Annotated in this window: 25 protein-coding genes and 1 pseudogene; 10 read left to right on the top strand and 16 right to left on the bottom strand. The window is 55.3% G+C overall.

What is annotated here, in order from left to right; genetic code table 11:
- Positions 1-126: 126 nt before the first annotated feature.
- From rimK to F3J37_RS09775, 3 genes are read right to left on the bottom strand one after another with little or no spacing between them, the layout of a single operon-like run.
- Positions 127-1,029, bottom strand: coding sequence for a 30S ribosomal protein S6--L-glutamate ligase (gene rimK, locus F3J37_RS09785; RefSeq protein ID WP_038647884.1), 903 nt, complete (start codon positions 1,027-1,029; stop codon positions 127-129).
- Positions 1,030-1,046: 17 nt separating this feature from the next.
- Complete coding sequence (nfsA, locus tag F3J37_RS09780) at positions 1,047-1,769, bottom strand: oxygen-insensitive NADPH nitroreductase (RefSeq protein WP_097119350.1); 723 nt, start codon at positions 1,767-1,769, stop codon at positions 1,047-1,049.
- 12 nt (positions 1,770-1,781) lie between these two features.
- On the bottom strand, positions 1,782-2,033 hold the full coding sequence (locus F3J37_RS09775) for a DUF1418 family protein (RefSeq protein WP_097119351.1): 252 nt from the start codon (positions 2,031-2,033) through the stop codon (positions 1,782-1,784).
- A gap of 261 nt (positions 2,034-2,294) precedes the next feature.
- Here F3J37_RS09775 and F3J37_RS09770 point away from each other — a divergent pair, with 261 nt between their 5' ends.
- Positions 2,295-2,558, top strand: a complete 264-nt coding sequence (locus F3J37_RS09770) for a GrxA family glutaredoxin (RefSeq protein ID WP_034820748.1) — start codon at positions 2,295-2,297, stop codon at positions 2,556-2,558.
- 33 nt (positions 2,559-2,591) lie between these two features.
- Here F3J37_RS09770 and ybjM read toward each other — a convergent pair whose 3' ends face one another.
- The gene (gene ybjM / locus F3J37_RS09765) at positions 2,592-2,963 is read right to left on the bottom strand and encodes an inner membrane protein YbjM (RefSeq protein WP_166933205.1); all 372 of its coding nucleotides are present in this window, start codon (positions 2,961-2,963) and stop codon (positions 2,592-2,594) included.
- 255 nt (positions 2,964-3,218) lie between these two features.
- On the opposite strand from ybjM, the gene F3J37_RS09760 reads away from it, so the two are divergent.
- The 3 genes from F3J37_RS09760 (at position 3,219) to ybjG (ending at position 6,457) form a co-directional block, all read left to right on the top strand.
- The gene (locus F3J37_RS09760; RefSeq protein ID WP_097119352.1) at positions 3,219-4,907 is read left to right on the top strand and encodes an aspartate:alanine antiporter; all 1,689 of its coding nucleotides are present in this window, start codon (positions 3,219-3,221) and stop codon (positions 4,905-4,907) included.
- 202 nt (positions 4,908-5,109) lie between these two features.
- Positions 5,110-5,871, top strand: coding sequence for a phosphatase PAP2 family protein (locus F3J37_RS09755; protein ID WP_166933203.1), 762 nt, complete (start codon positions 5,110-5,112; stop codon positions 5,869-5,871).
- The gene (gene ybjG / locus F3J37_RS09750) at positions 5,852-6,457 is read left to right on the top strand and encodes an undecaprenyl-diphosphate phosphatase (protein ID WP_160868976.1); all 606 of its coding nucleotides are present in this window, start codon (positions 5,852-5,854) and stop codon (positions 6,455-6,457) included. Before F3J37_RS09755 ends, ybjG begins: the two co-directional genes overlap by 20 nt.
- Before the next feature lie 37 nt (positions 6,458-6,494).
- Here ybjG and F3J37_RS09745 read toward each other — a convergent pair whose 3' ends face one another.
- Entirely contained in the window at positions 6,495-7,700 is a 1,206-nt protein-coding gene (locus F3J37_RS09745) for a serine hydrolase (RefSeq protein WP_166933201.1), read from the bottom strand.
- Positions 7,701-7,976: 276 nt separating this feature from the next.
- Between F3J37_RS09745 and F3J37_RS09740 the strand changes: the two genes are divergently transcribed.
- On the top strand, positions 7,977-8,633 hold the full coding sequence (locus F3J37_RS09740) for an HAD family hydrolase (protein WP_058961967.1): 657 nt from the start codon (positions 7,977-7,979) through the stop codon (positions 8,631-8,633).
- Between the two features lies 1 nt (position 8,634).
- On the opposite strand, the gene F3J37_RS09735 is transcribed toward F3J37_RS09740, so the two are convergent.
- From F3J37_RS09735 to F3J37_RS09725, 3 genes are all read right to left on the bottom strand, one after another.
- Complete coding sequence (locus F3J37_RS09735; protein WP_058961966.1) at positions 8,635-9,768, bottom strand: PQQ-dependent sugar dehydrogenase; 1,134 nt, start codon at positions 9,766-9,768, stop codon at positions 8,635-8,637.
- Positions 9,769-9,873: 105 nt separating this feature from the next.
- On the bottom strand, positions 9,874-10,530 hold the full coding sequence (locus F3J37_RS09730) for a DUF3313 domain-containing protein (RefSeq protein ID WP_160832410.1): 657 nt from the start codon (positions 10,528-10,530) through the stop codon (positions 9,874-9,876).
- 117 nt (positions 10,531-10,647) lie between these two features.
- Entirely contained in the window at positions 10,648-11,283 is a 636-nt protein-coding gene (locus F3J37_RS09725) for a carbonic anhydrase (protein ID WP_058961964.1), read from the bottom strand.
- Between the two features lie 330 nt (positions 11,284-11,613).
- Between F3J37_RS09725 and rimO the strand changes: the two genes are divergently transcribed.
- Positions 11,614-12,939: a 30S ribosomal protein S12 methylthiotransferase RimO gene (gene rimO / locus F3J37_RS09720; RefSeq protein ID WP_166933199.1), complete on the top strand. Its 1,326-nt coding sequence runs from the start codon at positions 11,614-11,616 to the stop codon at positions 12,937-12,939.
- Here the strand turns inward: rimO and F3J37_RS09715 are convergent.
- On the bottom strand, positions 12,936-13,385 hold the full coding sequence (locus F3J37_RS09715; protein ID WP_166933197.1) for a DUF4385 domain-containing protein: 450 nt from the start codon (positions 13,383-13,385) through the stop codon (positions 12,936-12,938). The genes rimO and F3J37_RS09715 overlap by 4 nt on opposite strands.
- 114 nt (positions 13,386-13,499) lie before the next feature.
- Here F3J37_RS09715 and F3J37_RS09710 point away from each other — a divergent pair, with 114 nt between their 5' ends.
- Positions 13,500-15,167: a methyl-accepting chemotaxis protein gene (locus F3J37_RS09710; RefSeq protein WP_166933195.1), complete on the top strand. Its 1,668-nt coding sequence runs from the start codon at positions 13,500-13,502 to the stop codon at positions 15,165-15,167.
- Positions 15,168-15,260: 93 nt separating this feature from the next.
- On the opposite strand, the gene gsiD is transcribed toward F3J37_RS09710, so the two are convergent.
- The 5 genes from gsiD to F3J37_RS09685 form a co-directional block, all read right to left on the bottom strand.
- Positions 15,261-16,166, bottom strand: a complete 906-nt coding sequence (gene gsiD, locus F3J37_RS09705) for a glutathione ABC transporter permease GsiD (RefSeq protein ID WP_166933192.1) — start codon at positions 16,164-16,166, stop codon at positions 15,261-15,263.
- A gap of 10 nt (positions 16,167-16,176) precedes the next feature.
- Positions 16,177-17,097 carry a glutathione ABC transporter permease GsiC gene (gsiC, locus tag F3J37_RS09700; RefSeq protein ID WP_034820789.1) on the bottom strand — a complete coding sequence of 307 codons (921 nt, stop codon included), beginning with the start codon at positions 17,095-17,097 and terminating at the stop codon, positions 16,177-16,179.
- A gap of 49 nt (positions 17,098-17,146) precedes the next feature.
- Positions 17,147-18,682, bottom strand: coding sequence for a glutathione ABC transporter substrate-binding protein GsiB (gsiB, locus tag F3J37_RS09695; protein ID WP_166933190.1), 1,536 nt, complete (start codon positions 18,680-18,682; stop codon positions 17,147-17,149).
- A gap of 64 nt (positions 18,683-18,746) precedes the next feature.
- Positions 18,747-20,597 (bottom strand): glutathione ABC transporter ATP-binding protein GsiA, encoded by a 1,851-nt coding sequence (gsiA, locus tag F3J37_RS09690; protein WP_166933188.1) that lies wholly within the window; start codon positions 20,595-20,597, stop codon positions 18,747-18,749.
- A 9-nt stretch (positions 20,598-20,606) separates the two neighbouring features.
- The gene (locus tag F3J37_RS09685) at positions 20,607-21,572 is read right to left on the bottom strand and encodes an isoaspartyl peptidase/L-asparaginase family protein (protein WP_166933186.1); all 966 of its coding nucleotides are present in this window, start codon (positions 21,570-21,572) and stop codon (positions 20,607-20,609) included.
- A 228-nt stretch (positions 21,573-21,800) separates the two neighbouring features.
- Here F3J37_RS09685 and moeA point away from each other — a divergent pair, with 228 nt between their 5' ends.
- Positions 21,801-23,036: a molybdopterin molybdotransferase MoeA gene (gene moeA / locus F3J37_RS09680; RefSeq protein WP_166933184.1), complete on the top strand. Its 1,236-nt coding sequence runs from the start codon at positions 21,801-21,803 to the stop codon at positions 23,034-23,036.
- Positions 23,036-23,791: a molybdopterin-synthase adenylyltransferase MoeB gene (gene moeB, locus F3J37_RS09675; protein WP_166933182.1), complete on the top strand. Its 756-nt coding sequence runs from the start codon at positions 23,036-23,038 to the stop codon at positions 23,789-23,791. The genes moeA and moeB overlap by 1 nt, the downstream gene beginning before the upstream one ends.
- A gap of 32 nt (positions 23,792-23,823) precedes the next feature.
- Here moeB and F3J37_RS09670 read toward each other — a convergent pair.
- Together F3J37_RS09670 and F3J37_RS09665 are read right to left on the bottom strand one after the other, a co-directional pair.
- Positions 23,824-24,003, bottom strand: a pseudogene (locus F3J37_RS09670) (FAD-binding oxidoreductase); the annotation flags it as partial.
- A gap of 32 nt (positions 24,004-24,035) precedes the next feature.
- On the bottom strand, positions 24,036-24,953 hold the full coding sequence (locus tag F3J37_RS09665) for a LysR substrate-binding domain-containing protein (RefSeq protein ID WP_166933180.1): 918 nt from the start codon (positions 24,951-24,953) through the stop codon (positions 24,036-24,038).
- Between the two features lie 221 nt (positions 24,954-25,174).
- On the opposite strand from F3J37_RS09665, the gene F3J37_RS09660 reads away from it, so the two are divergent.
- Positions 25,175-26,539 carry an MFS transporter gene (locus F3J37_RS09660; RefSeq protein ID WP_160869702.1) on the top strand — a complete coding sequence of 455 codons (1,365 nt, stop codon included), beginning with the start codon at positions 25,175-25,177 and terminating at the stop codon, positions 26,537-26,539.
- Positions 26,540-26,547 lie beyond the last annotated feature (8 nt).

Raw genomic sequence — 26,547 nt, 5'->3', positions numbered from 1 at the left:
TGAACGATATCGAGAGCCTGACTGAGAAGCATAAAAAAATCCGTAATCCCTGAGAGATTACGGATTCTTGCAGAACTGCCGGATCGTTCAACCGATCATTTTTGTCTTAACTGATCGGCATTACGCCTAGCCCCCGGTTTTAAGACGATAGCCGGGGCAAGCATGCGCTTCTACCCAATGAATCATCATGGAAGCGATGTCGAGGCCGGTGGTCCCTTCGATGCCCTCAAGCCCTGGCGAGGCATTCACCTCCATCACCAGTGGACCGCGATTGGCGCGTAAAATATCCACCCCTGCGATTTCCAGCCCGAGCGTGGATGCGGCTTTCACGGCGATTTCGCGCTCTTTTTCGGTGATGGTCACAGCGTGCGCTTTACCGCCACGATGAAGATTTGAGCGGAAATCCCCCTCTTTCGCTTCACGCTCAATCGACGCCACCACTTCATTGCCGATCACCAGGCAGCGAATATCTCGCCCCTGTGCCTCTTTGATAAACTCTTGCACCAGAATGTGGGCGTTAAGGCCACGAAAGGCATCAATCACGCTCTCAGCCGCCTGGCGCGTTTCCGCCAGCACCACGCCAATCCCCTGCGTGCCCTCGACCAGTTTCACCACCAGCGGCGCACCACCGACCATGGCGATCACATCCTGGGTATCATCAGGCGAAGAGGCGAACCCGGTGATCGGCATATCAATGCCTTCGCGCGCCAGCAGCTGCAGCGATCGCAGTTTGTCACGCGCCCGGGTGATGGCCACCGATTCATTCAGCGGATAGCTGCCCAACATCTCGAACTGGCGCAGCACCGCCGTGCCGTAAAAGGTGGTCGCCGTGCCAATACGCGGGATAACGGCATCAAAGTGGCCCAGCGGTTCGCCACGATAATGCACCGCGGGAGAATCGGAATTGATGTTCATGTAACAGGAGAGTGGATCGATCATCTGCACCTGATGACCACGCTCTTCCGCGGCGTCGCGCAGGCGCTTACACGAGTACAGCGTTCCATCACGCGTGAGAATGGCCATCTTCATTGCAGAATTCCTTGTGCTTAGCGCGTTGCCCAGCCCTGTTGATGCAGATAATCCAGCATAAACGGACGCGTTTCTTTGATGATCAGGCGTTGAATCAGTTCGCTCCAGGTTTCCGAACGCTGGTTGCTGTCACGTTGCTGGTAATAAGCCGTGATTTGGTTATCGTACTGGTCCAGCACGCTTTTATCGACAGATTGATAACGATTTTCATGCACCAGCATCGCCGCTGGCATACGCGGTTTCACGTCTGGGGCAGAGGCTGGATGGCCGATGCAGAAGCCAAACAGTGGCAGCACAAATTTCGGCAGTTCCAGCAAATCGGTGACTTGCGCGATGCTATTACGTATGCCACCAATAAACACACCACCCAGCCCCAGCGATTCCGCCGCGACCATGGCGTTTTGTGCCATTAATGCCGTATCGACACAACCCAACAGCAGTTGCTCGGCGCGTCCGAGATGCGCATCCGGGCAAATCTGCTGATGACGATTAAAGTCGGCACAAAACACCCAAAACTCAGCGGCGGCACTCACCCATGGCTGCCCGCCGGTGAGTTGCACCAGCTGATCACGCTTTTCCTGGTCGGTAATGCGAATAATCGAGGAGCATTGTAAAAAACTGGAGGTCGAGGCCGCTTGTGCTGCAGCAATGATCGCGCTGCGCTGAGCATCATCAATGCCCTGCTCGGTAAAGGCGCGAATGGAACGGTGGCTGCACAGTAAATCGATGGTCGGCGTCATAATCCTCTCCGGTTACTTCTTTTTGTGGTTGTGATTGAACAACTGCGGTGCCATCGCTTGCGCGGTACGCCACATCATCAGCCAGGCGGCAGGCAGCATCAGCGCAATGCCAAGGAAAAAAAGCAGCGTCGCCAGCGACTTCTGCGCCATAAAATCAGGTGCCGCAATCCAGTTATTAACCAGTAATAGCGCACCAATCACCGCGAGCACGCCAAGCACTTCCAGCAGCAAAACCGGTTTCGGCAACGTGGCCAGATTACGCATGGGCGATTTCCTCAGTTGCTCAATAGGTCAGTCGCATTTTAGACCCGAATAATTCGCTCTGCAGCAAGGCATGGCTATCACCAGCAGCTTAACTGAAGCCAAACGCGTCTGCGGAGTGAAGTATGATGGACATAGATTGCGGTCATTAGAGTAACAGGCATTTTCTTCTTTGCTTAAGCAGGATGGGCGGGCATGATGTTAGCCATTATTCACGCTGTAATGTGAAACTGGTCACAAAACAGCAGCGGAAGGAGAGAAGCAATGATTGCAGTGATTTTTGGCCGTTCAAGCTGCCCATACTGCGTACGTGCGAAAGAGTTAGCCACCAAGCTGACCAGCGAGCGCGATGATTTCAACTATCAGTACGTCGATATTCAGGCGACCGGCATCACCAAGGCCGACCTGGAAGCACGTGCCGGCAAACCGGTGACCACCGTGCCGCAGATTTTCCTTGATGACCAGCACATCGGTGGTTACACCGAATTTGCAGCATGGACCAAAGAAAATCTGGGTGTTGAAGCCTAAGCAAACGGGCCTGCGGGCCCGTTTTTGATCGTGCTATTCGGCACGCATCGCCAGCATAATCCTCATCAGGCGTACCAGTAACGCCCCGCATCCAGCCCAAAACAGCGCACTTAAACTCCATGCAACAATCAGCAGCCAACTGTGCATCTGCGTGACGGTGAGCCACATCCAGGCCATACCCAAAAGCGTGCCCACCACGGCGACCCACAATGTACTGACCAGGGGACTATCCGGCTGCAACAGCGCCATTAACATGCCCGGCAATAAAAACAGCAATAATTCAGGCTGTCCCCGCATCGCTTGTTCCGCGGCAACGGCCCAAAAATGGTGTGCAAAAATAAACACCAGCGTATAAAGCATCATACCCAGAACCGATGCTGGCCAGCGATTATTGCGCTGCAACATAACCATCCTCAACTTTGTTGTTAACAATATTGAAACGTTTACTGCCCTGATGCGCACAAGTGGAAATAAAAAGAAACAGCCGCTGGCAGAAGGATTAAAAACTGCTGATAGCTGAGGAAGTTATTTATGATTAGAATGACGCCGTTTTAAATAATGGTCTGCACCTTCCTGGCGGCAAGGACATTCACAGCTGCCACAAGATAGCGAAAAAAGGCCCTTTCATCAACTTGTTACAGGTAAAGAAGAAGTTAAACCGTGAACATTAACGTCGCAGAATTGTTAAGCGGAAATGACGTTCTGTTATTATTTGTCGTCTTAGCCCTGGGGCTGTGCTTAGGCAAATTACGTCTCGGCTCGGTACAGCTAGGAAATTCCATTGGTGTCCTCGTTGTTTCATTGATTTTAGGTCAACAGCACTTTGCGATAAATACCGACGCACTCAGTCTCGGCTTTATGTTGTTTATTTTTTGTGTCGGTGTTGAAGCCGGACCTAACTTTTTCTCGATCTTTTTTCGCGACGGTAAAAACTACTTCCTTCTTGCCATTGTTATGGTGGTCAGCGCCCTGCTCGTTGCGTTGGGACTCGGCAAAGTGTTCGGCTGGGATATTGGTCTCACGGCAGGCATGCTGGCCGGTTCCATGACCTCCACGCCGGTACTGGTTGGCGCGGGTGACACGCTGCGACAAAGCATCAGTGACAACCATCAGCTCAGCATGATGCAGGATAACCTCAGCCTCGGTTACGCCCTCACCTATTTGATTGGTCTGGTCAGCCTGATCTTTGGCGCGCGCTATCTGCCTCGTCTGCAACATCAGGACTTACCGACCTGTGCACAGCAGATTGCGCGAGAGCGCGGTCTGGATGCTGACAGCCAGCGCAAAGTATTCCTGCCTGTGATCCGCGCCTATCGCGTTGGCCCGGAACTGGTGGAATGGAGCGGCGGTAAAAATCTGCGCGAGCTGGGCATTCATCGCCAGACCGGCTGCTACATTGAACGCCTGCGCCGTAACGGTATTCTTGCCAGCCCGGATGGGGATGCGATGCTGCAACTCGGCGATGAAATCTCGCTGGTGGGCTATCCCGACGCACATGCACGCCTCGATGCCAGCTTCCGTAACGGCAAAGAGGTGTTCGACCGCGATTTGCTCGACATGCGCATCGTCACCGAAGAGATTGTAGTGAAGAACCACAATGCGGTGAATAAACGCCTGAGCCATCTGAAACTCACCGATCATGGTTGTTTCCTTAACCGGGTGATTCGTAGTCAGATTGAGATGCCGATTGATGACAGCATCATGCTGAACAAAGGCGATGTATTGCAGGTGAGCGGTGAAGCACGCCGTGTGAAAAGCCTGGCGGATCGCATCGGCTTTATTGCGATTCACAGTCAGATGACCGATCTGCTGGCCTTCTGCGCCTTCTTTATCATTGGGTTGATGATCGGCATGATCACCTTCCAGTTCAGCAACTTCAGCTTTGGCATCGGTAACGCCGCCGGTTTGCTGTTCGCGGGTATCATGCTCGGCTTCCTGCGCGCCAACCATCCGACCTTTGGCTACATTCCGCAAGGGGCGCTGACCATGGTGAAAGAGTTCGGTTTGATGGTGTTTATGGCAGGTGTCGGCCTGAGCGCCGGTAGTGGCCTGCAACATGGCCTTGGCAGCGCGGGCGCCTTGATGTTGCTCAGCGGTCTGCTGGTGAGTCTGATCCCGGTGGTGATTTGCTATCTGTTTGGTGCCTACGTGCTGCGTATGAACCGCGCGCTGCTGTTTGGTGCCATCATGGGCGCTCGCACCTGTGCCCCGGCCATGGAGATTATCAGCGATACCGCACGCAGTAGCATTCCGGCACTCGGCTATGCAGGAACTTATGCGATTGCTAACGTTTTGCTGACGCTCGCCGGCACGCTTATTGTGATAATTTGGCCGCTTTTGCCTTTTTAAAAATATTTTTACTGCGTTCAGAACTTTCTATTTGGGGCGCAGTCTGAATAAGTGCCACTGCTTTTCTTTGAAATCCCCAAATTGTGGAGCCCGCCGGTCACTGACTTGCGGGTTTTTTTATGCCTGCAATTCCTGCCGCTTAAGGTTCTCCTAAGCGTAAATTGCGACCCTGCCACTCTGGTTTCGCTATTTTCCAATATTCATGCAACTTTCATCAAAGTTAAACACTCCAACAACCCACGATAAGATTAAGAGCCCGACTATTTATTGTTTGTCTGGTCGCTTTTACGCTATCAACTTTATTTTACTGGCAATTTCAGCACTGGTTTTTATGTGGTGGTCGCGCCACGAAAACCTGGATATCGCTATCAGCCAGCAGTGGTTTGACCCGCAGACGCAGACGTTTCCGTGGCAACACAACCGCTGGCTGGATCTGATCAATCATCGCTTGTTCAAGGATGTGATCATCGCTGGAGCGGTATTGATGTTGTTACGAGGTGTGCAGAAGCGCGATGGCCGTCGCGTGCTGGTGGCCCTGCTGTTTGGTATGGGGCCGCTAGTGGTGGGCATCCTGAAGGCGCACAGCGCGCACTCCTGTCCATGGGATTTGGCGATGTTTGGCGGTAAGGCAGCCAGTTTTGTGCTGCTGGATCCCACTCCGGTCAATAGCGGTCCGGGGCAATGTTTCCCAGGCGGTCACGCTTCCAGCGGCTTTGCCCTGATGGCGCTGTTCTTCCTGTGGTGGCCCGAGCGTTCGCGCCGCGCCGTACTGGCGCTGTTGTTCGGTATCGCGGTGGGCTTACTGATGGGATACGGACAGGTGATGCGCGGTGCCCACTTTTTCTCTCACAACTTGTGGGCTGGCTGGTGGGTGTGGCTGAGCCAGGTGCTGATTTTTGCTGGTGTTTCTTTTTGGGTAGACAAGATGAGGAAAAGCAAACGTGATGGAAGCGCTCAACCATAGCCTGTTTCTATGGATCAACGCCACGACGGATTCACCGCCATGGTTGATTAATCTGGCGACCTTTATCGCCAAAGATGTGATTGCCATTGTCCCGCTGCTGATTGTGGCCTTATGGTTTTGGGGACCGCGCGATCAGGTGCAATCTCAACGCGCGCTGGTACTGAAAACCGGCATGGCGCTGATTTATGCATTAAGCATTTCATGGTGCGTGGGCCAACTGTTGCCGCATCCGCGTCCATTTGCCATTGGCTTAGGGCACCAATTCCTCGCTCACGCCGCCGATGACTCTTATCCCAGTGATCATGGCACCACCATCTTTACTTTTGCGCTGGCGTTCATCTTCTGGCATCGCCTATGGTCTGGCGTCATTCTGCTGGCCGTTGGCAGTGCGATCGCCTGGTCACGCGTCTATCTTGGCGTGCATTGGCCGATGGATATGCTGGGCGGATTTTTGGTGGGCTTGCTGGCGTGTCTGGCTTCGCATATGGCGTGGCAGTTGTATGGCGAACGCATGCTGGCCTTCACCCACCAACTGTATCGCGCCCTGTTCGCTATGCCGATCAAAAAAGGGTGGGTACGCGGATAAGGTAAAGGGCGGCTCACTCGGGCCGCCCGATAGGGGACTAACTAAACCACTTCCCAAACCAGCCGTTAAATTTCATCATAATGAAATCCCAGATACGGCCAATAAATCCGCCCTCCGGCACCGCTTCCATCACCACCAGCGGGCGCTGATCCACGGTTTTGCCATCCAGCTGGAAATCAATGGTCCCCACCACCTGATTCTTCTCCAGTGGCGCCTCCAGCTGCGGTGAATTCAGGGTGAAACTCGCCTTGAGGTTTTTCATCTGCCCTTTCGGCACGGTGATCGCTGCGTCTTTCGCGACACCGAGATTGACCTGACTCTGCTCACCAAACCATACGCGCTGCTGGGCAAAAGGCTTATCGCTTTTAATCGGTGTCACGGTTTCGTAGAAACGGAACCCCCAGGTCAGCAGCTTCTCACTTTCACGGAAGCGAATCGCATCGGTTTGCGTGCCCAGTACCACCGAGATCAAACGCATGTCTCCGTCCACGGCGGACGCGACCAGGTTATTACCCGCGCCCGAAGTGTGTCCGGTTTTAATCCCATCCACCTTCAGGTTACTGCTCCATAACAGGCGGTTACGGTTCATCTGCTTGATGTGATTAAAGGTGAACTCTTTCTCACTGTTTAACGCATACTCTTCAGGTACATCGCTGATCAAACGCTGGCCGATAATCGCCATATCGCGCGCGGTACTGTATTGCCCATCGGCATCCAGCCCGTGCACGGTCATAAAGTGGGTATTCTGTAATCCAAACGCCTTAACGTAGTTGTTCATCAGACCGATAAACGAGTCCTGGCTACCGGCGACATAATCGGCCAGCGCGATACAGGCATCATTGCCTGACTGAATCACCACGCCCTTGTTGAGTTCAGAGACCGGAATACGGTCACCCGGTTTCAGGAACATCAGTGAAGAACCGCGCAGCTTCGGGTTGCCGGTTGCCCATGCATCCTGGCCGATAGTGACCAGGTCATCGTTGTGGATCTTGCCGGCTTTTAGCGCCTGGCCGACCACGTAGCTGGTCATCATTTTGGTCAGGCTGGCGGGGTCCAACCGCTGGTCGGCATTGGACTCAGCCAATATCTTGCCGCTGTTGTAGTCCATCAAAATCCAGGCTTTGGCCTCAATTTGCGGTGCAGCAGGCGCCTGTTCAGCCTGAGTGGTGACGGGAAGGAAAAGCACTAATAATGAAGTGGCAGCCAGCGGCCGCAAGGCAGAAATGACGGAGTTTTTTCTCATGAGCGTGACCAGATTGTCCTTGTTAAATCATGGTTTTCTAGCAGGTAAGACATGTCTTAATAAAAGCTACACGCTTACCACCTGCGAACAAAACCGTCCAACCGTAAAGTTTTATAGAGTTTATTAGAGTAACCCTGGCATCAACCCCGACGCGCTGCCACTTTTACTGTTACGCCGTAGTGGAAAAAGTGAGAGAAATTCCGATTTTTCGCAGAACGGTTAAGCCAGTCACAAAATTCCGCTAACCTGATGCCAATCAGCCCGAGGAGAACCACGATGGACTTAGCCGTTTTCGATCTGGACGAAACCCTGATTTGTGAAGACAGTACCAGCCTGTGGCTGCGCTGGCTGGTCTCACAGGGATTTGCCCCCGAAGCACTCATCTCTCAGGAACAAGCCTTAATGGAGAAATACCATGCCGGCACCCTGTCGATTGAAGAGTATATGAGCACCACGCTTTCCCCGCTCGCCGGTATGGCGACCCTGACGGTTGAGGGTTGGGTACGGCGTTTCATCCATCGCGATATTCTGCCACGCGTCTTCCCCGCCGCGCGGGAACGCATAAACTGGCATCAGCAACGCGGCGACACCGTGATGATCATTACCGCCAGTGGCGATCATCTGGCGGTGCCGATTGCGCAACGTCTGGGTGTACACGGCGCGTTGGCGATTGGCGTAGAAGTGGTTGACGAGCGTTACAGCGGCCAGATTTATGGCACCGCCACCTATCGTGAAGGGAAAGTCACCCGCCTGAGCGACTGGAAAGCTTTGCAACAGGATAAGCGCTTTGAAAAAACCTGGGCTTACAGCGACTCCATGAACGATTTACCCTTGCTCAACCACGCTGATCACGCCTGGGTCATTAACCCGGATGCGCTGCTGCAGCAGGAAGCGCAGCAGCGGGGTTGGGAAGTATGCAGCTGGGTACGTTAAGTTAACCACGCGAGGCGCTGGCGGGTTCCGCCAGCCCTACTTTTAACAGCTTGCCGTTGGCTTCATCGGTGAGCACATAGAGATAACCATCCGGCCCCTGACGCACATCGCGAATACGTTCACCGCGATCCTCCAGCAGTCGCTGCTCTTCGACCACTTTCTCGCCGTTCACCCGCAGGCGAATCAGGCTTTTTTCCTTTAATGCGCCGATAAACAGCGAGTTTTTCCACTGCGGGAAACGTGCGCTGTTGTAAAACGCCATCCCGCTGATGGCTGGTGACACTTTCCACCAGAACTGCGGTTGTTCCGTGCCCGCCACGTGCGTGCCCTGCGCTTCCGGCACTTTCTGTCCACTGTAATCAATGCCGTAGGTGGCCAATGGCCAGCCGTAGTTTTTGCCTTTCTGCGGGATATTCACTTCATCACCGCCGCGCGGGCCGTGTTCACTCTCCCACATTTGCTGTGTCCACGGATTGAAAGCTAATCCCTGTGGATTGCGCATGCCGTAAGACCAGATTTCTGCCCGCGCGTCTTTGCGCTGGACAAAAGGATTGTCTGCCGGGATTTCACCGTTCTGGGTCAGGCGCACGATTTTTCCTGAAAGCTTGTCGAGTTGTTGGGCGCTGAGGCTGGAAAAGTTGTCGCCAAAGGCAATGTAGAGATAGCCCTGACCATCAAATGCCAGACGGGTCCCCATATTGGCACCGCTGGAGAGCTTGGGTGTCTGCTCCAGCACCACCTTGAAGTCGCTCAATTGACGGTTATCGTCGCTGAGCCGACCATAGCCGACCACACCGCCCGCTCGCCCCTCGTCATCTGCCGTGGTGTAACTGAGCCACACGCGGCGGCTTTGGCCGAAATCCGGTGCCAGCACCACATCCAGCAAGCCGCCCTGACGATTTGCCCACACTTTGGGTACGCCGCTAATGGGTTGCGACAAGCCTTTTCCCGGCTGCCAACTGCGGAGTTGCCCGGAGCGTTCGGTTATTAACAACGTTTGATTGTCAGGCAGAAAAGCCACTGACCACGGATGATCAAGTTTGTCCTGTAGTACCTGAACCTGAACATCAGCAGCCAGGGTCGAATGGGCATAACTCAATGCGCCAAGCAACAGCGCGACAGGCAGTAAACGCATGGGATTCTCCTTTATCACGGTCTGCCGTTAAGGGTAGTCAGCCCGTAAGAAAGGATGTGCAGGATTTACAAAACATTAAGCCCGACATAGCGCCGGGCGACGGGATTAAGGCGCGGAGAAGGCCACAACATCACGAATCATTTCGTCGATGCCCGGACGAAGATCGTTGAGCGTAATTGGCGTACTGTTGTTCGGCAGGGATTTACCAAAGGCTTTGCGCACGACTTTGATCATTGGCTTACCGGTCTGCGCATCGACCGCTTCCACCTCGAGGAACAGCGCACTGTTTTGCGTACGGTGGCCAGTGGCCGCCATGGTGCTCGCTACAACTGCCGCAATCGGCACCACTTCGTAGAACTGCATCCCTTCGTTTTCTGCCGTCACGGCGGTGATGGCGCTTTTCACCCTGAGCGTATGTGCACCAGGCTTGCCTACCACCGGTTTACGTTCTGCGACCGCGCGTTTTAACTGGCTATCGGTGTACTGACGGATTTGATCCAATGTTTGCTGGCTGATGCGTTCAGTCGGTCGCGCGGCGGGATAGTAAACCACGGGTTCGAACACCACGTTGGTGTAATCCGCGCTGTGATAATCCGGCGAGATCCAGCGCAATGTCGGTTTACCGCTCGGTGACTGTTCAGATTTTAACTGGCTGTAATCGCCAAGAAAGCCGGAAAACTGCTGTTTATCCGCGACATGAGAGGTACAACCCACCGCCAGCATAGCCAGCGTTAAAGCAGGAATATAAAGACGAAATCGCATGAGAAAGCCCTTATAAGAGGTAAATCGCTTCTCAAGTGTAGAGCGCACGCTGCGCTTTGGCGGGAAATTTTCACAGAATGGGAGAAGAAACCACCTGCATTGCAGGTGGTTAGGGAATCACTCGAAGCAGGTCTCAGGATTCTCAGACAACGAAATGAACCTTTCGCCGCCTTTGGTCAAGGCAATAATGCCGCCGCTCTCAATATCATAAACCCACCCATGCAGACGCACTTTGCCTTTACGCAGCGCCACCGCTACCGAAGGGTGTGTTTTGATATTGTTCAGCTGAGCAATCACGTTCTCTTTGACCATTTCATTGAGACGGGTTTCAACTGCTTCATAGTTACGCTCTTCCACCACGGCTTTCGCCGCATTGGCGTAGTGCAACCAGTGATCGACCGCTGGCATGCTTTCTAAATCCGCATTAGACGCGATGGCGTTCATGGCACCACAGTTGGAGTGACCGCAAATGATGATCTCAGTCACACCCAGCGCAACGACCGCGTATTCAATCGTGGCGGACACACCGCCCGGTTCGGGACCAAACGGCGGCACAATATTACCGGCGTTACGGATCACGAACAGCTGGCCTGGCTCGGATTGGGTGACCAGTTCAGGCACCAGACGGCTGTCTGAGCAGGAGATAAACAGGGCTTTGGGATTCTGGTTTGACGCCAGACTTTTGAAAAGATCCTTCCTTTCAGGGAACACATTCTGTTGGAAATTCAGAAAACCTTTAACGATCTCTTGCATTTGTCTGCTCTCACTTTATCCGCATCTGCGCTGGCGGTACGATCTGCACCGTCAGCACGCGTTCAAATTCTTCAGTGCGGTGAATAACTTACAATCACCAACCGAACATTTAAGCAAAACAGGCTGGATTACACAACTCGGATCACCGTTAACGGTTCGCAGTCGTCAGCCTTATCGGCGACGATTTGAACGGATAACAGCTCCATTAAGCATAGCGGGAAACGCCCATTACGCGGTTAAGGAGATTCTTACATCACCTATACATTTTCCCTCGCAACCTCTGTACAATCCCCCGCCTATCCACACTAATTATGATGAATTATTATCCTTATGAGCCATGTCAAAAATCCGCCGCGCGTAGGCTTCGTCTCACTCGGCTGCCCAAAAAACCTCGTCGACTCAGAACGCATCCTCACGGAACTGCGTACTGAAGGCTACGATGTGGTGCCACGCTACGATGATGCGGAGATCGTCATCGTTAACACCTGTGGATTTATTGATAGCGCCGTACAGGAATCACTGGAAGCGATCGGTGAAGCGCTGAACGAGAATGGCAAAGTGATCGTCACCGGTTGCCTGGGTGCCAAAGTGGATCAGATCCGCGAAGTACATCCTAAGGTACTGGAAATCACCGGCCCGCACAGCTATGAGCAAGTGCTGTCGCACGTTCACACCTATGTGCCAAAGCCGGAACACAACCCGTTCCTGAGCCTGGTGCCAGAGCAAGGCGTTAAGCTGACGCCGCGCCACTATGCTTACCTGAAAATTTCCGAAGGCTGTAACCACCGTTGCACCTTCTGCATCATCCCTTCTATGCGTGGCGATCTTGATAGCCGTCCGATTGGTTCGGTGCTGGATGAAGCCAAACGTTTGGTGGAAGCCGGCGTGAAAGAGCTGCTGGTGATCTCGCAAGACACCTCGGCATACGGCGTTGACGTGAAACACCGCACCGGTTTCTGGAATGGATCCCCGGTGAAAACCAGCATGGTCAGCCTGTGCGAACAGCTGGCGAAACTCGGCGTGTGGGTGCGTCTGCACTATGTCTACCCTTACCCGCATGTGGATGACGTGATTCCGTTAATGCCCGAAGGGAAAATTCTGCCTTATCTTGATATTCCGTTGCAGCATGCCAGCCCACGCATCCTGAAGTTGATGAAGCGTCCAGGCGCGGTTGAACGTACGCTGGAGCGCATCAAACGCTGGCGTGAAATTTGCCCGGAACTGACGCTGCGTTCGACCTTTATCGTCGGCTTCCCCGGCGAAACCGAAGAAGATTTCCAGATGCTGCTCGACTTCCTGAAAGAAGCACGTCTGGATCGCGTTGGCTGCTTCCAGTACAGCCCGGTTGAAGGCGCGACGGCCAACCAACTGCCGGATCAGGTGCCAGACGACGTGAAGCAGGAACGTTTCGATCGCTTTATGCAGCTGCAGCAGAAAATCTCCAGCGAACGTTTGCAGGAGAAAATCGGCCGTGAAGTGTTGGTGATTATCGATGAAGTGGATGAAGAAGGCGCGGTGGGTCGCAGCATGGCCGATGCACCTGAGATCGACGGTGCGGTGTATCTGAATGGCGACCGTCAGGTGAAAGTCGGTGATGTGGTGCGTGTTAAAGTTGAACACGCCGATGAGTACGATTTATGGGGTACGCGCGTTTAACCGTGCAGCTGCTGGTGCGCACGTTTGCGCGCCAGATAATCGGTATCCGCTCTCAGCCGATCCCAGCATGATTTAAAGATGGCCGCCGCTGCGGCCTTTTCTTTTTCTGTGGTACGAGGTAGCTCGTTACCGTCTGCATCATATTTGCGTCCGCCTTTGTGATTGCTATAGCGACGTGCGCGGGTATAGCCCATCTGAATAAATTTTCGCGCCATATCCATGCCGACAAAGTCGTCCTGTGCGCGATAGTCCTCAAACAACTGCATGATCTGAACGGAAGATTCCTGAGCCAGTTCCACGGTTCGGAAGCGCCAGAATGGCAGAATTTCGCTCTTGTAAGGCTCCACCATTAACACCCCCTGCTCACCGCGCCCAACCTGATAAAGGTCTGGCCGCTGTCGGAAATCGATATTCTTAAAGTCTTGTTCGTAATCAAAGGGTTTCACTGCATTTCTCCTGCACGACATTATCACTTACTGCAATTATTTTTTTGCGGCTCTTAAGCAATGTGCTTTTACACCGATAACTTCTCTACTAGCCTACTTTGCTCAGGGAAAATCATGTTAACGAAAATGAAAATTGTGACTGCCATCATATTGATGCTGTTGGTATTCACCGCTATGCAGGCCATCTCCGGCTCACTGTTTTTATCTTCCCTGATCGCTGGCCAGCATAATTTCACCGCCAGTAACCAGCTGTCGCATCAACAACGTGAGTTCTCCGATAGCTGGCAAACGCTGGTGAAAACGCGCGTTATCATCAACCGCGTGGCGATTCGCATCCTGAAGAATCAGACCGATGATGCTTCACGCGCTGCCATCAACAAGCTGCTGGTTTCCGCGGGCGCCTCGCTTGATGAAGCGAAACAGCACTTTGACCGCTACAAAAGTGTCCCACGGATTGCGGGGCAAAGTGCGGCAGCCGCCGAGCTTATCGAAAGCAAATTCGCGAACTATTACCAACTGCTGAATCAATCCGCGACCTTTCTGAAAGCCAACAACTACGCCGCTTATGGCGAGCTGGATGCACAGCAAGCGCAGGATGATTTGGAAGCGGCCTACAAGCAGTGGCGCGGTGACAACGTGCAGTTAATCAATATACGCGCTGCAGATAACGATAGCACTTATCAGCATATGCTGGTGATGGTCGCTGTGATGGCACTGATTGTGGTGCTGTTGCTGCTGGTGGTTTGGCTGCTGGTTCGCCGCATCCTGTTAGCGCCGATGAAGCAAGTGCAGCAGCAGATGGAGCGCTTCGCCGAAGGCGACCTCTCCGCCAGTTTGAAGATTGAAGGACACAGTGAAATGGCCGCCATTGCCGCGAACCTCAATCATATGCAGCAAGCACTGCTGGGCACGATCAACAATGTGCGCGACAGTGCGGATGCGATTTTTGGCAGTGCGAGTGCGATCGCTAATGGCAACAACGACCTCTCCTCCCGCACGGAACAACAGGCCGCCTCGCTGGAAGAGACCGCCGCCAGCATGGAAGAGCTGACCGCCACCGTTAAACAGAATGCCGATAACGCACGTCAGGCGACGCAGTTGGCGAAAAACGCATCGGAAACGGCTGACCGAGGCGGCAACGTGGTGGATGGCGTCGTAAAAACCATGCGCGACATCGCCGACAGTTCGAAGAAAATCGCCGACATCACCAGCGTGATCGATGGCATTGCTTTCCAGACCAATATTCTGGCGCTGAATGCGGCTGTTGAAGCCGCACGCGCCGGTGAACAAGGTCGTGGCTTTGCGGTGGTGGCAGGTGAAGTACGTAATCTGGCGCAGCGCAGTGCGCAGGCAGCGAAAGAGATTAAGCTGCTGATTGAGGGCTCCGTGCAGCGCGTTAATTTAGGTTCACAGCAGGTGAGCAGCGCCGGCGATACCATGCAGGAGATCGTCAGTGCTGTGACGCGCGTGACCGATATCATGGGCGAAATTGCGTCGGCCTCTGACGAGCAGAGTCGCGGCATCGATCAGATTGGTGTGGCAGTGAACGAGATGGATCGCGTAACGCAGCAGAACGCCACACTGGTGCAGGAATCGGCTAACGCCTCGGCTTCGCTGGAGCAGCAGGCCAGCAGCCTGTCTTCGGCGGTGGCGCGCTTTAAAACCGGGACGCGTGCAGTGATGGCACCAGTGGCAAACACGGTGAAAGCCCCTGTCGCAGCACCACCACGAGCCTTGCCCGCTGCCGGTGCACACAGCAACGACAACTGGGAAACGTTCTGAGGTAACAGAAACAATCAGGTCGCCATAAGTGGCGACCTGACCTGCACAACGGGATTTTTCAGGGTGCGCACTTACGCGCACCGATTTGATATTTCAGGTCTTTAACTTCGGATCCAACGCATCCCGCAGTCCATCGCCCAACAGATTGAAGGCCAGCACCGTCAGGAATATCGCCAGACTGGGGAAGATAGCCACATGCGGGGCTATCACCATATCGGCACGCGCCTCATTCAGCATCGCGCCCCACTCCGGCGTGGGCGGCTGCGCGCCCAGTCCGAGGAAAGACAAACTCGCCGCCGTGATGATCGACGTACCGATACGCATGGTGAAATAGACCACAATTGACGACACGGTACCGGGCAGAATGTGACGCATGATAATCGTCCAGTCGGATGCGCCGATGCTGCGGGATGATTCAATGAAGGTTTGGTGTTTCAGCACCAGCGTGTTGCCACGTACCAGGCGAGCAAAGGCTGGAATACTGAAAATCGCCACTGCCACAATCACGTTGCTCATACCGCTGCCCATGATCGCCACCACCGCAATTGCCAGCAGAATGCCGGGGAAAGCAAACAGCACATCACAGATACGCATGGTAATGCGATCCCACCAGCCTTCGTAATAACCGGCCAGCAACCCCAGCAGCGTACCAATCAGCGCACCGATCGCCACCGAGAAGAAACCCGCAATCAGTGAGATGCGTGTGCCGACCAGCACGCGGCTAAAAATGTCACGCCCCAGCGAATCCACGCCAAACCAGTGCATCATCGACGGCCCATCATTTAGCCGGTCGTAATCAAAATAGTTTTCTGCATCAAACGGAGCGATAAACGGAGCGATAAACGCCACCACAATTAACAGCAGCACAAACAAGCCCGCCACCATCGCCACATGTTGATGGCGAAAGCGGCGCCAGAATTCACGCCATGGCGTACGTACCCGGGTTTCCGTCATCATCGGCATGGTTTTCAATGCCGCTGCGCGTCGCCAGTTCTTCAAGTGCGACTCCTTACCTGTAACGGATGGCCGGGTTGATCGCCGCATACAGCATATCGACAATCAAATTGATCAAAATAAACTCCAGCGAGAACAGCAATACCTCGGCCTGAATCACCGGGTAATCACGCATCTCCACCGAATCCACCAACAAGCGGCCTAAACCAGGCCAGTTGAATACTACTTCCACCACAATCGAGCCGCCCAGCAGGAAACCAAACTGCAGGCCCATCATGGTCACCACCGGGATCATCGCATTGCGCAGACCGTGTTTGACCACCACCAGCGACTCACGAACCCCTTTGGCGCGCGCGGTGCGCATGTAATCTTCCTGCATCACCTCGACAAACGAGGCGCGGGTAAAGCGTGCCATCACCGCCGCCACGGCTGCGCCCAGGGTTATGGACGGCAGGATATAGTGTTTCCAGCTGTCGGCACCTACGGTCGGCAGCCAACCCAGCTCAACAGAGAACACCTGCATCAGCAGCATGCCTAAGGCGAAAGCGGGAAAAGAGATACCAGACACCGCCAGCGTCATGCCGATGCGATCGGGCCAGCGGTTGCGCCAGACAGCGGAGGTAATGCCGATGGTCATACCGAAAATCACCGCCCACACCATGCTGGTGAGGGTCAGCCACAGCGTCGGGAAGAAGCGCGCGGCTATCTCTTCCGAGACCGGGCGTTTCGACACCATCGACTGGCCAAAATCCCCCTGCAGCGCATTGAGAATAAAGTGCCAGAACTGCTGGATCAGCGGCTGATCGAGACCGAGTTCCTGACGCACCAGCGCCACCACTGAGGCATCCGCTTCCGGACCCGCAATCAGGCGCGCCGGATCGCCCGGCAACAGGTGGACAAACAGGAACACCAGCACCGCGACAATCAGCAGCGTGGGGATCAGCCCCAATAATCGTTTGAGAAAATAGTTGAGCATGCAAAATCCTGCGCAGCAGCGGCCAGCCTCGCAAGGCTGGCCGCGCCTGTTACTTCAGATCCGCCTCATCAAAATTGAATGAGGTGTCGGGCATGACATAAAAACCGGTGAGGCTTTTATTGTTCGCGGAGAGCAACTGCTCAACCACCAGCGGAATCCACGGATGGTCGTTCCAGATACGATCCTGAGCGTCTTTGTACAGTTTGGCTTTCTGCTCACGATCGGTGGTTTTCAGTGCATCGCTCAGATCTTTATCCACCTGCGGATTGCTGTAGAACGCCGTGTTAAAGATGGCTGGCGGCCAGGAGGTGGTGGCAAACAGCGGCGTCAGTGCCCAATCTGCTTCACCGGTCGAAGCCGACCAGCCAGTGTAGAACATGCGCACACCGCTCTCTTTCTGCCCTTTACTCTCGACTTCTGCGGCACGCTGACCCGCATCCATCGCCGTGACTTTCACCTTCACGCCGACCTGCGCCAGCTGCTGCTGAGTGAACTGCAACACTTTCTGCGCGGTGCTGTGGTTGTGAGATGACCACAAGGTGGTTTCGAAACCGTTCGGGAAGCCTGCTTCTTTCAACAGCTCACGTGCTTTGGCCGGGTCATATTTAATCGCTGGATATTTCTGCGCAAAATCAATCGCCGGTGGCACGATGCCGGTGGCTGGCGTGGCATAACCAGCAAACGCCACTTTAACCAGCGCCTCACGGTTAATGGCGTATTCCAGCGCTTCACGCACTTTTGGATTATCAAACGGCTTCTGCGTCACGTTGAGGCTGATGTAACGCTGCATAATCGATGGCGTGGTGACGACGTCGAGTTTGCTGTTGCCCTGCAGCAATTTAGCCTGCTCAAACGGCACCGGGAAAGCAAAGGTCGCTTCGCCGGTCTGCAACATCGCTGCACGGGTGTTGTTGTCTACTACCGGGCGGAAAGTGATGCTGTCCAGCTTCGGATAGCCTTTCTTCCAGTAGCCATCCCACTTCTTCACTTTGACGAAGTCGGTCTGATTCCAGGTAACGAACTCATACGGACCGGTACCCACCGGATGGAAGCCAATGTCCTTACCGTATTTCTTCAGGGCGGTGGGCGAAATCATCACTGCCGCCGGGTGCGCCAGATTGTTGATGAAGGCCGAGAACGGCTGCTTCAGCGTAATCTTCACCGTGGTCGGATCCACCGCTTCGGTGCTGGCCACATACTTGAACAGGTTGTAACGTTTGAGATGATTATCCGGGTTGCTGGCACGGTCGATGTTGGCCTTGACCGCTTCCGCGTTGAAATCGGTGCCATCCTGGAACTTCACGCCCGAGCGCAGTTTGATAGTGTAAGTTAAGCCATCGCTGCTCGCCTGATAGCTTTCCGCCAGCACGTTTTGCAGCTTCATGTCCTTATCAAAGCCGAACAGTCCCTGATAGAACGCCTTAGCCACCGACTGCGACAATGTGTCATTGGCGTCGTACGGATCCATAGTGGTAAAGGTTGACGCCACAGCAATCACCGCGTCCTTCGCTGCCCACGCTGGCATTGCCAACGCTGAACTCAACAACCCGGCAGTGATAACCCCTTTTCGCATAATGTGGTGCATTGTTATCGTTCTCCTGTAATCCCTGTCATGCGCGACATCCGTGGATGACGCGGTTGCTTGCTGCTCAGGCACCGCTAATGGCGTGGCGGGCAACAAAATGCCCCGGTGCCACTTCCAGTAACGGTGCCACTTCTGGCTCATCACCCAACGGGCGGATCGGGCTGGGGATCTCATCCACCATTAACGCCCGCTCGCGATGACGGTGCGCCGGATCGGCGACCGGCACCGCGGCCATCAGTTTTTTCGTGTAAGGATGGCGCGGCTGCTCAAACACCGCCTGGCGCGGCCCCATTTCCACAATCTGTCCGAGATACATCACCGCCACGCGATGGCTGATGCGTTCTACCACCGCCATATCGTGAGAAATAAATAAGAAGGCGATGCCAAACTCGCGCTGCAAGTCGAGCATCAGATTGATAATTTGCGCCTGTATCGAGACATCCAGCGCCGAGACCGACTCATCGGCAATCACCACTTTAGGATTCAGCGCCAACGCACGGGCGATGCAGATACGCTGACGCTGACCGCCTGAGAACTCGTGTGGATAGCGCTGCGCATGCTCCGGCAGCAAACCGACGCGCTCCAGCAGCCAGGCTACACGCTTCTCCGCCTGGCGCCGATCCATGGTTTTGTGCACCAGCAGCGGTTCCATAATAGAGAAACCCACCGTCAGGCGCGGATCGAGGGAGGCGTAAGGGTCCTGAAAAATGAACTGAATATCGCGGCGCAGCGAAGCCAGCGCGTTGCCCTGCAACGCATCAATACGCTGACCATTAAAAGTAATCGTGCCGCCCTGGCTGGCAACCAGTCGCAGCAGCGACCGACCGGTGGTAGATTTTCCGCAGCCGGATTCGCCGACCAGCGCCAGCGTCTCGCCAGCGTGCAGATCAAAGCTGACCTTCTCCACCGCATGCACACGGCGTTTCACGCGATTCAATAACCCACCACGAATATCAAAGCGCGTCACCAGGTCGCGTACCTGCAAAATCGGCGGTTCATCGCTGCGCACCGTATCCTGCGGTTTGGCAATCTCTTCACGGCCATTGGTGTGCAGTAAGGGGAATTTAGCGGGCAGCGGCTGGCCGCTCATCGCTCCCAACTTCGGTACTGCCGCCAGCAAGGCGCGGGTGTAAGGCTGTTGCGGCGCATCAAACAGCTGCTGCACCGGCGCACGCTCAACCACATCGCCGCGATACATCACCTGTACGCGATCGGCCATCTCCGCCACCACGCCCATATCGTGAGTGATAAAAATCACCCCCATCTGCATCTCTTTTTGCAGCACGCGGATCAGCTGCAGAATTTGCGCCTGAATGGTGACGTCCAGCGCGGTAGTAGGCTCATCGGCAATCAGTAACGCCGGTTTGCATGACAGCGCCATGGCAATCATCACGCGTTGACGCATGCCGCCGGAGAGTTGATGCGGAAAACGCGATAACACATTGTGGGCTTCAGGTATGCGCACCAGATCCAGCATGCGCCGTGCTTCGGCCTGCGCTTGTTGGTGGCTTTTGCCCTGATGTAAACGGATGGATTCGGCGATCTGCTCGCCCACGGTAAACACCGGGTTAAGCGAGGTCATCGGCTCCTGGAAAATCATCGCCATATCGGCACCGCGCACTTTGCGCATCTGGCTGGTGGTAGCGCGCATCACATCCAGCACCTCGCCGTTACGTCGACGCAGTTGGATCTCGCCGCTGACATCCCCGCCCGCCTGCTGAATCAAACGCATCAGTGCCAGCGAGGTGACCGATTTGCCCGAACCGGATTCGCCCACCAGTGCCAGCGTTTCCCCACGATGCAAATCCAGTGACAGGTTACGCACCGCTTCGGTGATTCGCCCTTCATGCTCAAAACGTACGTTGAGGTCACGCACCGCCAGAACCTGCTCGGGTGCAAACTGCTGCTGCGTCATGCCTGCTCCTTAGCTATCGCGGTAAATCGCTACCTCGACTTCGCCACCCACATAGGCGAATCCCCGATACATCCCTTCACTGTTAAAGGGCAGCACCACATTGCCGAGCCTGTCGACGGCAATCAGCCCACCGCTGCCTTCCAGCTCCTGGACTTTGTCATGAATCACGTTGGCAGTGGCTTGCTGCAGGCTACGGCCGCCGTACTCCATCTGTGCAGAAACGTCATACGCTGCCAGAGTACGAATAAACACTTCACCGGTGCCGGTGCAGGAAACCGCCACGGTCTCATTATTAGCGTAGCAGCCCGCGCCGACGAGCGGGGAGTCGCCCACGCGGCCGACCTGCTTATTGGTCATGCCGCCGGTTGAAGTGGCGGCCGCCAGATTACCCTGAAGATCGAGCGCCACCGCACCCACGGTGCCGAATTTGCGATCGGGGTCGAGCGGATCGTCGCTGTGGCTTTGCGCAGCGCCGTCATGATCGAGCACCATCTGCTGGCTGCTCAGCGCACGCTGTAGCTGTTCCCAGCGTTCAGGCGTGGAGAAGAAATCCGGCGCAACCTGTTCCAACCCCTGTTCAGCGGCAAAGGCTTCTGCACCCGCACCGATAAACAGCACGTGAGGGCTATTTTCCATCACCTTACGCGCCGCCAGGATCGGGTTACGAATGTGATTCACGCCCGCCACCGCACCGACATCCAGAGTGCGGCCATCCATAATGCTGGCATCCAGTTCGTGAGTGCCTTGATGGGTAAACACCGCGCCTTTGCCTGCGTTAAACAGTGGGCACTCTTCCAGCAGCCGCACCGCCTCGGTCACCGCATCCAGCGCGCTGCCGCCCGTGGCCAGAATCTGCTGCCCTGCGGTAACGATTGCGTGCAATTGCTGACGATAGTGCTGCTCTTTTTCGGCGCTCATAGCGGCACGCGTGATTGCGCCCGCACCGCCGTGAATTGCGATAACTGCTTTAGCCATAACCGGTACCCTGTCAGGAAATCAGAACCAAAAACACTGATTTAGAATGGTTTTCATCTTTTTTAGGCAATTTTCGACTATAGAAAGGCACTCCCGGCTTGTAAAGCAGAAAGTGTATCTCCGGTCATAACCTTTTATTGTGGATTATGCTTTTTTAGTCACATGTGACTAGGCAGACAAATGTCACCATAATAGGCAGCAACTGAAATTCATCACGCAGAGACTGACATGGAACCTTTCACCGCAGGATTAATCTCCCTCGAAGACGCGCAGCAAAAAATGCTGCAACAGCTCACGCCCATTAGCGATTGCCTCAGCGTCTCGCTGTATGAGGCTGCAGGTCGCATCACCGCCAAACCGGTGACGTCTCCACTGGATGTGCCGCCGTTTGATAACTCCGCGATGGATGGTTATGCCGTGCGTCTCAGCGATATCGTGCCGGACCGCGAATTCCCGGTCGCAGGCAAAGCTTTTGCCGGCGCGCCGTTCAACGGCGATTGGCCCGCTGGCAGCGTGATTCGTATTATGACCGGTGCGCCGATTCCGGCAGGCTGCGATGCCGTGGTGATGCAGGAGCAAACCGAACAGCGTGCGGGCGGTATCGTCATCACTGCCGCCGTGACACCCGGGCAAAATATCCGCCGTATTGGTGAAGACATTGAAGCTGGCAAACAGGTGCTGGAGGCGGGTGTTCGCCTCGGAGCCGCCGAGTTGCCGCTGCTGGCTTCACTGGGGATTGCCGAAGTGAGCGTGCTGCGCAAACTGCGCGTGGCGATTTTCTCTACCGGCGATGAATTGCAGGCGGTGGGCCAGCCCTTGGCTGACGGTCAAATCTACGACACGAACCGCTTCACCGTATCGCTGATGCTTAACAAACTGGGCTGCGAAGTGATCGATTTGGGCGTGATTGCGGACGATCCCGAGGCGCTGCGCAAGGCATTCAGTGAAGCCGATCGTCAGGCGGATGTCGTGATCAGCACCGGTGGCGTCTCCGTCGGCGAAGCGGATTTCACTAAAGCGATACTGGAAGAGTTAGGCGTGATTACCTTCTGGAAGCTGGCGATGAAGCCGGGCAAACCGTTCGCCTTTGGCCGCTTAGCCAACAGCTGGTTCTGCGGCCTGCCCGGCAATCCGGTGTCTGCCGCCGTGACCTTCTATCAGTTGGTGCAGCCGTTACTGGCGACCCTTACGGGCCAGACCACGCGCATTATGCCGCTACGCCAACGCGCTCGTGCCACTCAGCGTTTGAAGAAATCGCCTGGACGCCTCGACTTCCAGCGCGGCATTCTCAATCGTGGTGAAGACGGCGTGCTGGAAGTGCGCAGCACCGGTGCCCAGGGTTCGCACGTGTTTAGCTCTTTCGCCCTTGCCGACTGTTTTATTGTGCTGGATCGCGATCGTGCGGATGTGGAAGCTGGCGAATGGGTTGAGGTTGAAGTTTTCAATAGCCTGCTGGAGGGCTAATGAGCGTCGAACTGAGCGATGAGGAGATGCTGCGTTACAACCGTCAGATCGTGCTGCGGGATTTTGATTTTGACGGTCAGGAGAAGCTCAAAGCGTCGCGGGTATTGATTGTGGGTCTCGGCGGGCTTGGCTGTGCCGCTGCGCCCTATCTGGCTTCGGCCGGTGTGGGCCATCTTACCTTGCTGGATTTCGACAGCGTCAGCTTAAGCAATCTGCAGCGCCAGATTCTTCACAGCGATGCCACCCTCGGCCAGCCCAAGGTGGAATCTGCGCGTCAACGGCTGGCGGCGATTAACCCGCATTGCCAGCTCGAACCGATTGATGCACAGCTGGATGATGCTCAACTCAGTGCCCTGATCGCGCGCCATGATGCGGTGCTGGACTGTACGGATAATGTCAGTGCACGTGAGCAGATCAATCGTTTATGTTACCAGCACAAGGTGCCGCTGATTTCCGGGGCGGCCATTCGTATGGAAGGTCAACTCAGCGTGTTTACCTGGCAACAGGACGAACCCTGTTATCGCTGCATTAGCCGCTTGTTTGGCGATCAGACATTAAGCTGCGTGGAAGCCGGCGTGCTGGCACCGTTGGTCGGTGTCATTGGTGCGATGCAAGCTTTAGAGGCCATAAAAGCGCTGACCGCGCTGGGGCAACCTGCCCGTTCACGCCTGTTGATCTACGATGCGATGAGTGCGGAATTTCGTAGCATGAAAGTGATGCAGGATCGGCATTGTGAGGTGTGCGGCGAGAAATAAGTAAGGTGCGCATGGCTGCGCACCTTGTGGTTTTACTCCTGCGGGAAGATGGTGCCTTTATTCATGATTCCGTTCGGGTCAAACGCGGTTTTCAGCGCCTGCAAAATTGGCCATGCGCTGCCGTGTTCTTGCTTCGCCCACTGCACGCGATGTTTACCGATGTCGTGATGGTGCACCATGGAACCTCCGAGCTTCAGCGTCTCTTTCAAAATTCAACTAAATCCACTGCACACCCACCTATTCACTAAAGGATAACGCTGGCTGCGGGTGTGGCAGCGTTGAAACGTTGCATCTCCGCCAGCAGCCAATCCCGAAATATCGCCACACGCGGCAACATCTGTTTGCCGTAAGGCACCTCCAGCCAGTAGCCGTTAGCGCTGGAAAGCAACTGCGGCGAGATCTGAACCAATACGCCGTTGCTGAGTTCATTACGCACCATGGCACGATCCAGTACGGCAAAACCCGCTCCGGTAACACAGGCGTTGATCACCTGATCCTGCGTGCTAAACGCCAGTCCGTTATCTTCCGGCGGCGCAGTTTCGCCGCAGGCCTGATACCAGCGCGACCAGTTATCCAGCCGACTGTCGCCATTCAACACGTGCAACTGTGGCATCAGGCTGATATCTGGCCAGATGCCATCCAGCATCAACAGCGGACTGCCCACCAGCACCAAAGTTTCATGGCACAGCCATTCGCCTTCCGCGCCCGCCTCTTGCGCATCCTGCTGCGAACCAAAGCGAATGGCGCAGTCGAAGTCGCTGTATTTCTGCCGCGCTTCACTGATCAGCATGATTTGCAGCTGACGATGCTGTTGACGCAATGACACCAGACGCGGCGCTAACCAGCGCGTGGCAAAGGTAGGAGCGACCTGTAAACGCAGGTGCTGGCGGGGGTTATGCTGCTGCACGCTGCGTACGCCTTCTTCCAGCAGATCCAGCGACTGACGTACCACGGGTAGCAGCTGGATGGCTTCCGGCGTCAGCATCAATCCACTGTGGCTACGCACGAACAGGTCTTTGCCAAGGAAGGTTTCCAGCTGGCGCATTTGGCGGCTGGCGGCGCTTTGCGTCATGAACAAGGCATCGGCGGCTTTACTGAAGCTCAGCGTACGACAGGTCTCTTCGAACAGCCGTAACATACTGATTGAAGGCAACTTTCTCATTCTGACTCCAGCAGCCAGGCGGTAAAACATCGCGCCAATCTAATCACAACCCAGACGGTAACGGAGAACGTAAACCTAAATTTTTGAGTGCAATCACAGGAAATTGCGGAATAGGGGTATGACTTTTTCGCACTGGCCTGCACCCGGCTCCAATGTCACAGTAATTTCTCATCCAGATAACAATAAAATAACAACCATCTCTCCCCGAAGGAGGAAGGAACATGACGCAAACGACTCTGATGGATGATGTACCCTTAAATCGCTTTCACCTCAAAATCACCGGGCTCACCTTCGGTGCGCATCTCACCGATGGCTACATTCTCGGTTCCGTTGGCTTCGCGCTGACACAAATGACGCCGCAAATGTCGCTCACGCCGTTCTGGCAAGGCATGATTGGCAGCTCGGCGTTGATTGGATTGTTCCTCGGCAGCCTGATTCTCGGCTGGATCGCCGACAGCGTCGGCCGCCAGAAGATTTTCTGCTTCAGCTTTATCCTGATTACCCTGGCATCCGGCATGCAGTTTTTTGCCCAGTCGGCGGAGCAACTGTTCCTGCTGCGCGTGCTGATTGGCTTCGGCTTAGGCGGTGACTTCTCGGTCGGCCATACCATTCTGGCGGAGTTCGCCCCGCGCAAACATCGCGGTGTGCTATTGGGTGCCTTCAGCGTGCTCTGGACGGTCGGCTACGTCGCCGCCAGCTTTGCCGGACATCTGGCACTGCAGGCACACGTTGATGGCTGGCGCTGGCTACTCGCATCCTCTGCTCTACCAGCTTTAGCGATCTTGCTGTTGCGCATTGGTACGCCGGAATCCCCACGCTGGTTACTGCGTCGCGGTCGACGCGAGGAAGCCATGGCTATCGTTCATCGTTTATTTGGCTCGCACGTCACCTTGCAGGAAGAGAAACAGCAGGAGCAGGATGGCAGCCTGAGCGCACTGTTCCGCCCGCGCTATCGTCGTCGCACCGCCTTTAACTGTCTGTTCTTTGTCTGCCTGGTGATCCCCTATTTCGCCATCTATACCTTCCTGCCCGCCATCCTGCGCGAGATGGGACTGGATCAAGGCTTCGCCACTGACCTGCTGCTAAGCGGTCTGCTGCTGGTGGGAGCGGTGCTGGGCATCGTGCTAACGGCGATGTGCTCGCGCCGAGGCTTCCTGATCGGTTCCTTTATTTTCCTTGCGACCTGTTTGCTGCTGCTGAGCCTGCTGCACACCAGCCCCGGCATCTGGCTGATTCTGCTGTTTGCCGCCTTTACGCTGATTATGTCGGCCGTGAGCAACCTGGTGGGCGTGTTCCCGGCAGAGAGCTTCCCGACCGATGTGCGCTCTCGCGGCGTGGGTTTCGCCACCTCAATGAGCCGACTGGGCTCGGCGGTCGGCACGCTGCTGCTGCCCCTCGCCATCGTCAATTACGGCATCGCCGGCACTATGGGTTTGCTGGCGGCGATTCTGGTGCTCGGCGCGCTGGTGTCCATCGCCTGGGCACCCGAGACCAAAGGTCTGACGCTCACTGACGCCTCTCAGGAGACCCCGGCAGTGGATAAAGCGCCCAGCCCTAACGCTTCAACTTCAACACAACATCTGTAACTGGAGGC

This window comes from Candidatus Pantoea communis, assembly GCF_011752685.1.
Classification (GTDB): Bacteria; Pseudomonadota; Gammaproteobacteria; order Enterobacterales; family Enterobacteriaceae; genus Pantoea; species Pantoea communis.
Note: the sequence above shows the minus strand (reverse complement) of the source record. Positions and strands in the feature narration are given on the sequence as shown.

Coding starts and splice junctions, on each gene's coding strand:
- F3J37_RS09755 (WP_166933203.1), top strand. CDS start 5,110: ATGCAACTTTCATCAAAGTTAAACACTCCAACAACCCACGATAAGATT.
- ybjG (WP_160868976.1), top strand. CDS start 5,852: ATGGAAGCGCTCAACCATAGCCTGTTTCTATGGATCAACGCCACGACG.
- gsiA (WP_166933188.1), bottom strand. CDS start 20,597: ATGACGCAGCAGCAGTTTGCACCCGAGCAGGTTCTGGCGGTGCGTGAC.
- gsiB (WP_166933190.1), bottom strand. CDS start 18,682: ATGCACCACATTATGCGAAAAGGGGTTATCACTGCCGGGTTGTTGAGT.
- rimO (WP_166933199.1), top strand. CDS start 11,614: ATGAGCCATGTCAAAAATCCGCCGCGCGTAGGCTTCGTCTCACTCGGC.
- F3J37_RS09660 (WP_160869702.1), top strand. CDS start 25,175: ATGACGCAAACGACTCTGATGGATGATGTACCCTTAAATCGCTTTCAC.
- F3J37_RS09740 (WP_058961967.1), top strand. CDS start 7,977: ATGGACTTAGCCGTTTTCGATCTGGACGAAACCCTGATTTGTGAAGAC.
- F3J37_RS09725 (WP_058961964.1), bottom strand. CDS start 11,283: ATGCAAGAGATCGTTAAAGGTTTTCTGAATTTCCAACAGAATGTGTTC.
- F3J37_RS09730 (WP_160832410.1), bottom strand. CDS start 10,530: ATGCGATTTCGTCTTTATATTCCTGCTTTAACGCTGGCTATGCTGGCG.
- F3J37_RS09685 (WP_166933186.1), bottom strand. CDS start 21,572: ATGGCTAAAGCAGTTATCGCAATTCACGGCGGTGCGGGCGCAATCACG.
- moeB (WP_166933182.1), top strand. CDS start 23,036: ATGAGCGTCGAACTGAGCGATGAGGAGATGCTGCGTTACAACCGTCAG.
- ybjM (WP_166933205.1), bottom strand. CDS start 2,963: ATGTTGCAGCGCAATAATCGCTGGCCAGCATCGGTTCTGGGTATGATG.
- F3J37_RS09770 (WP_034820748.1), top strand. CDS start 2,295: ATGATTGCAGTGATTTTTGGCCGTTCAAGCTGCCCATACTGCGTACGT.
- F3J37_RS09710 (WP_166933195.1), top strand. CDS start 13,500: ATGTTAACGAAAATGAAAATTGTGACTGCCATCATATTGATGCTGTTG.
- nfsA (WP_097119350.1), bottom strand. CDS start 1,769: ATGACGCCGACCATCGATTTACTGTGCAGCCACCGTTCCATTCGCGCC.
- F3J37_RS09735 (WP_058961966.1), bottom strand. CDS start 9,768: ATGCGTTTACTGCCTGTCGCGCTGTTGCTTGGCGCATTGAGTTATGCC.
- gsiC (WP_034820789.1), bottom strand. CDS start 17,097: ATGCTCAACTATTTTCTCAAACGATTATTGGGGCTGATCCCCACGCTG.
- moeA (WP_166933184.1), top strand. CDS start 21,801: ATGGAACCTTTCACCGCAGGATTAATCTCCCTCGAAGACGCGCAGCAA.
- rimK (WP_038647884.1), bottom strand. CDS start 1,029: ATGAAGATGGCCATTCTCACGCGTGATGGAACGCTGTACTCGTGTAAG.
- F3J37_RS09775 (WP_097119351.1), bottom strand. CDS start 2,033: ATGCGTAATCTGGCCACGTTGCCGAAACCGGTTTTGCTGCTGGAAGTG.
- F3J37_RS09745 (WP_166933201.1), bottom strand. CDS start 7,700: ATGAGAAAAAACTCCGTCATTTCTGCCTTGCGGCCGCTGGCTGCCACT.
- F3J37_RS09665 (WP_166933180.1), bottom strand. CDS start 24,953: ATGAGAAAGTTGCCTTCAATCAGTATGTTACGGCTGTTCGAAGAGACC.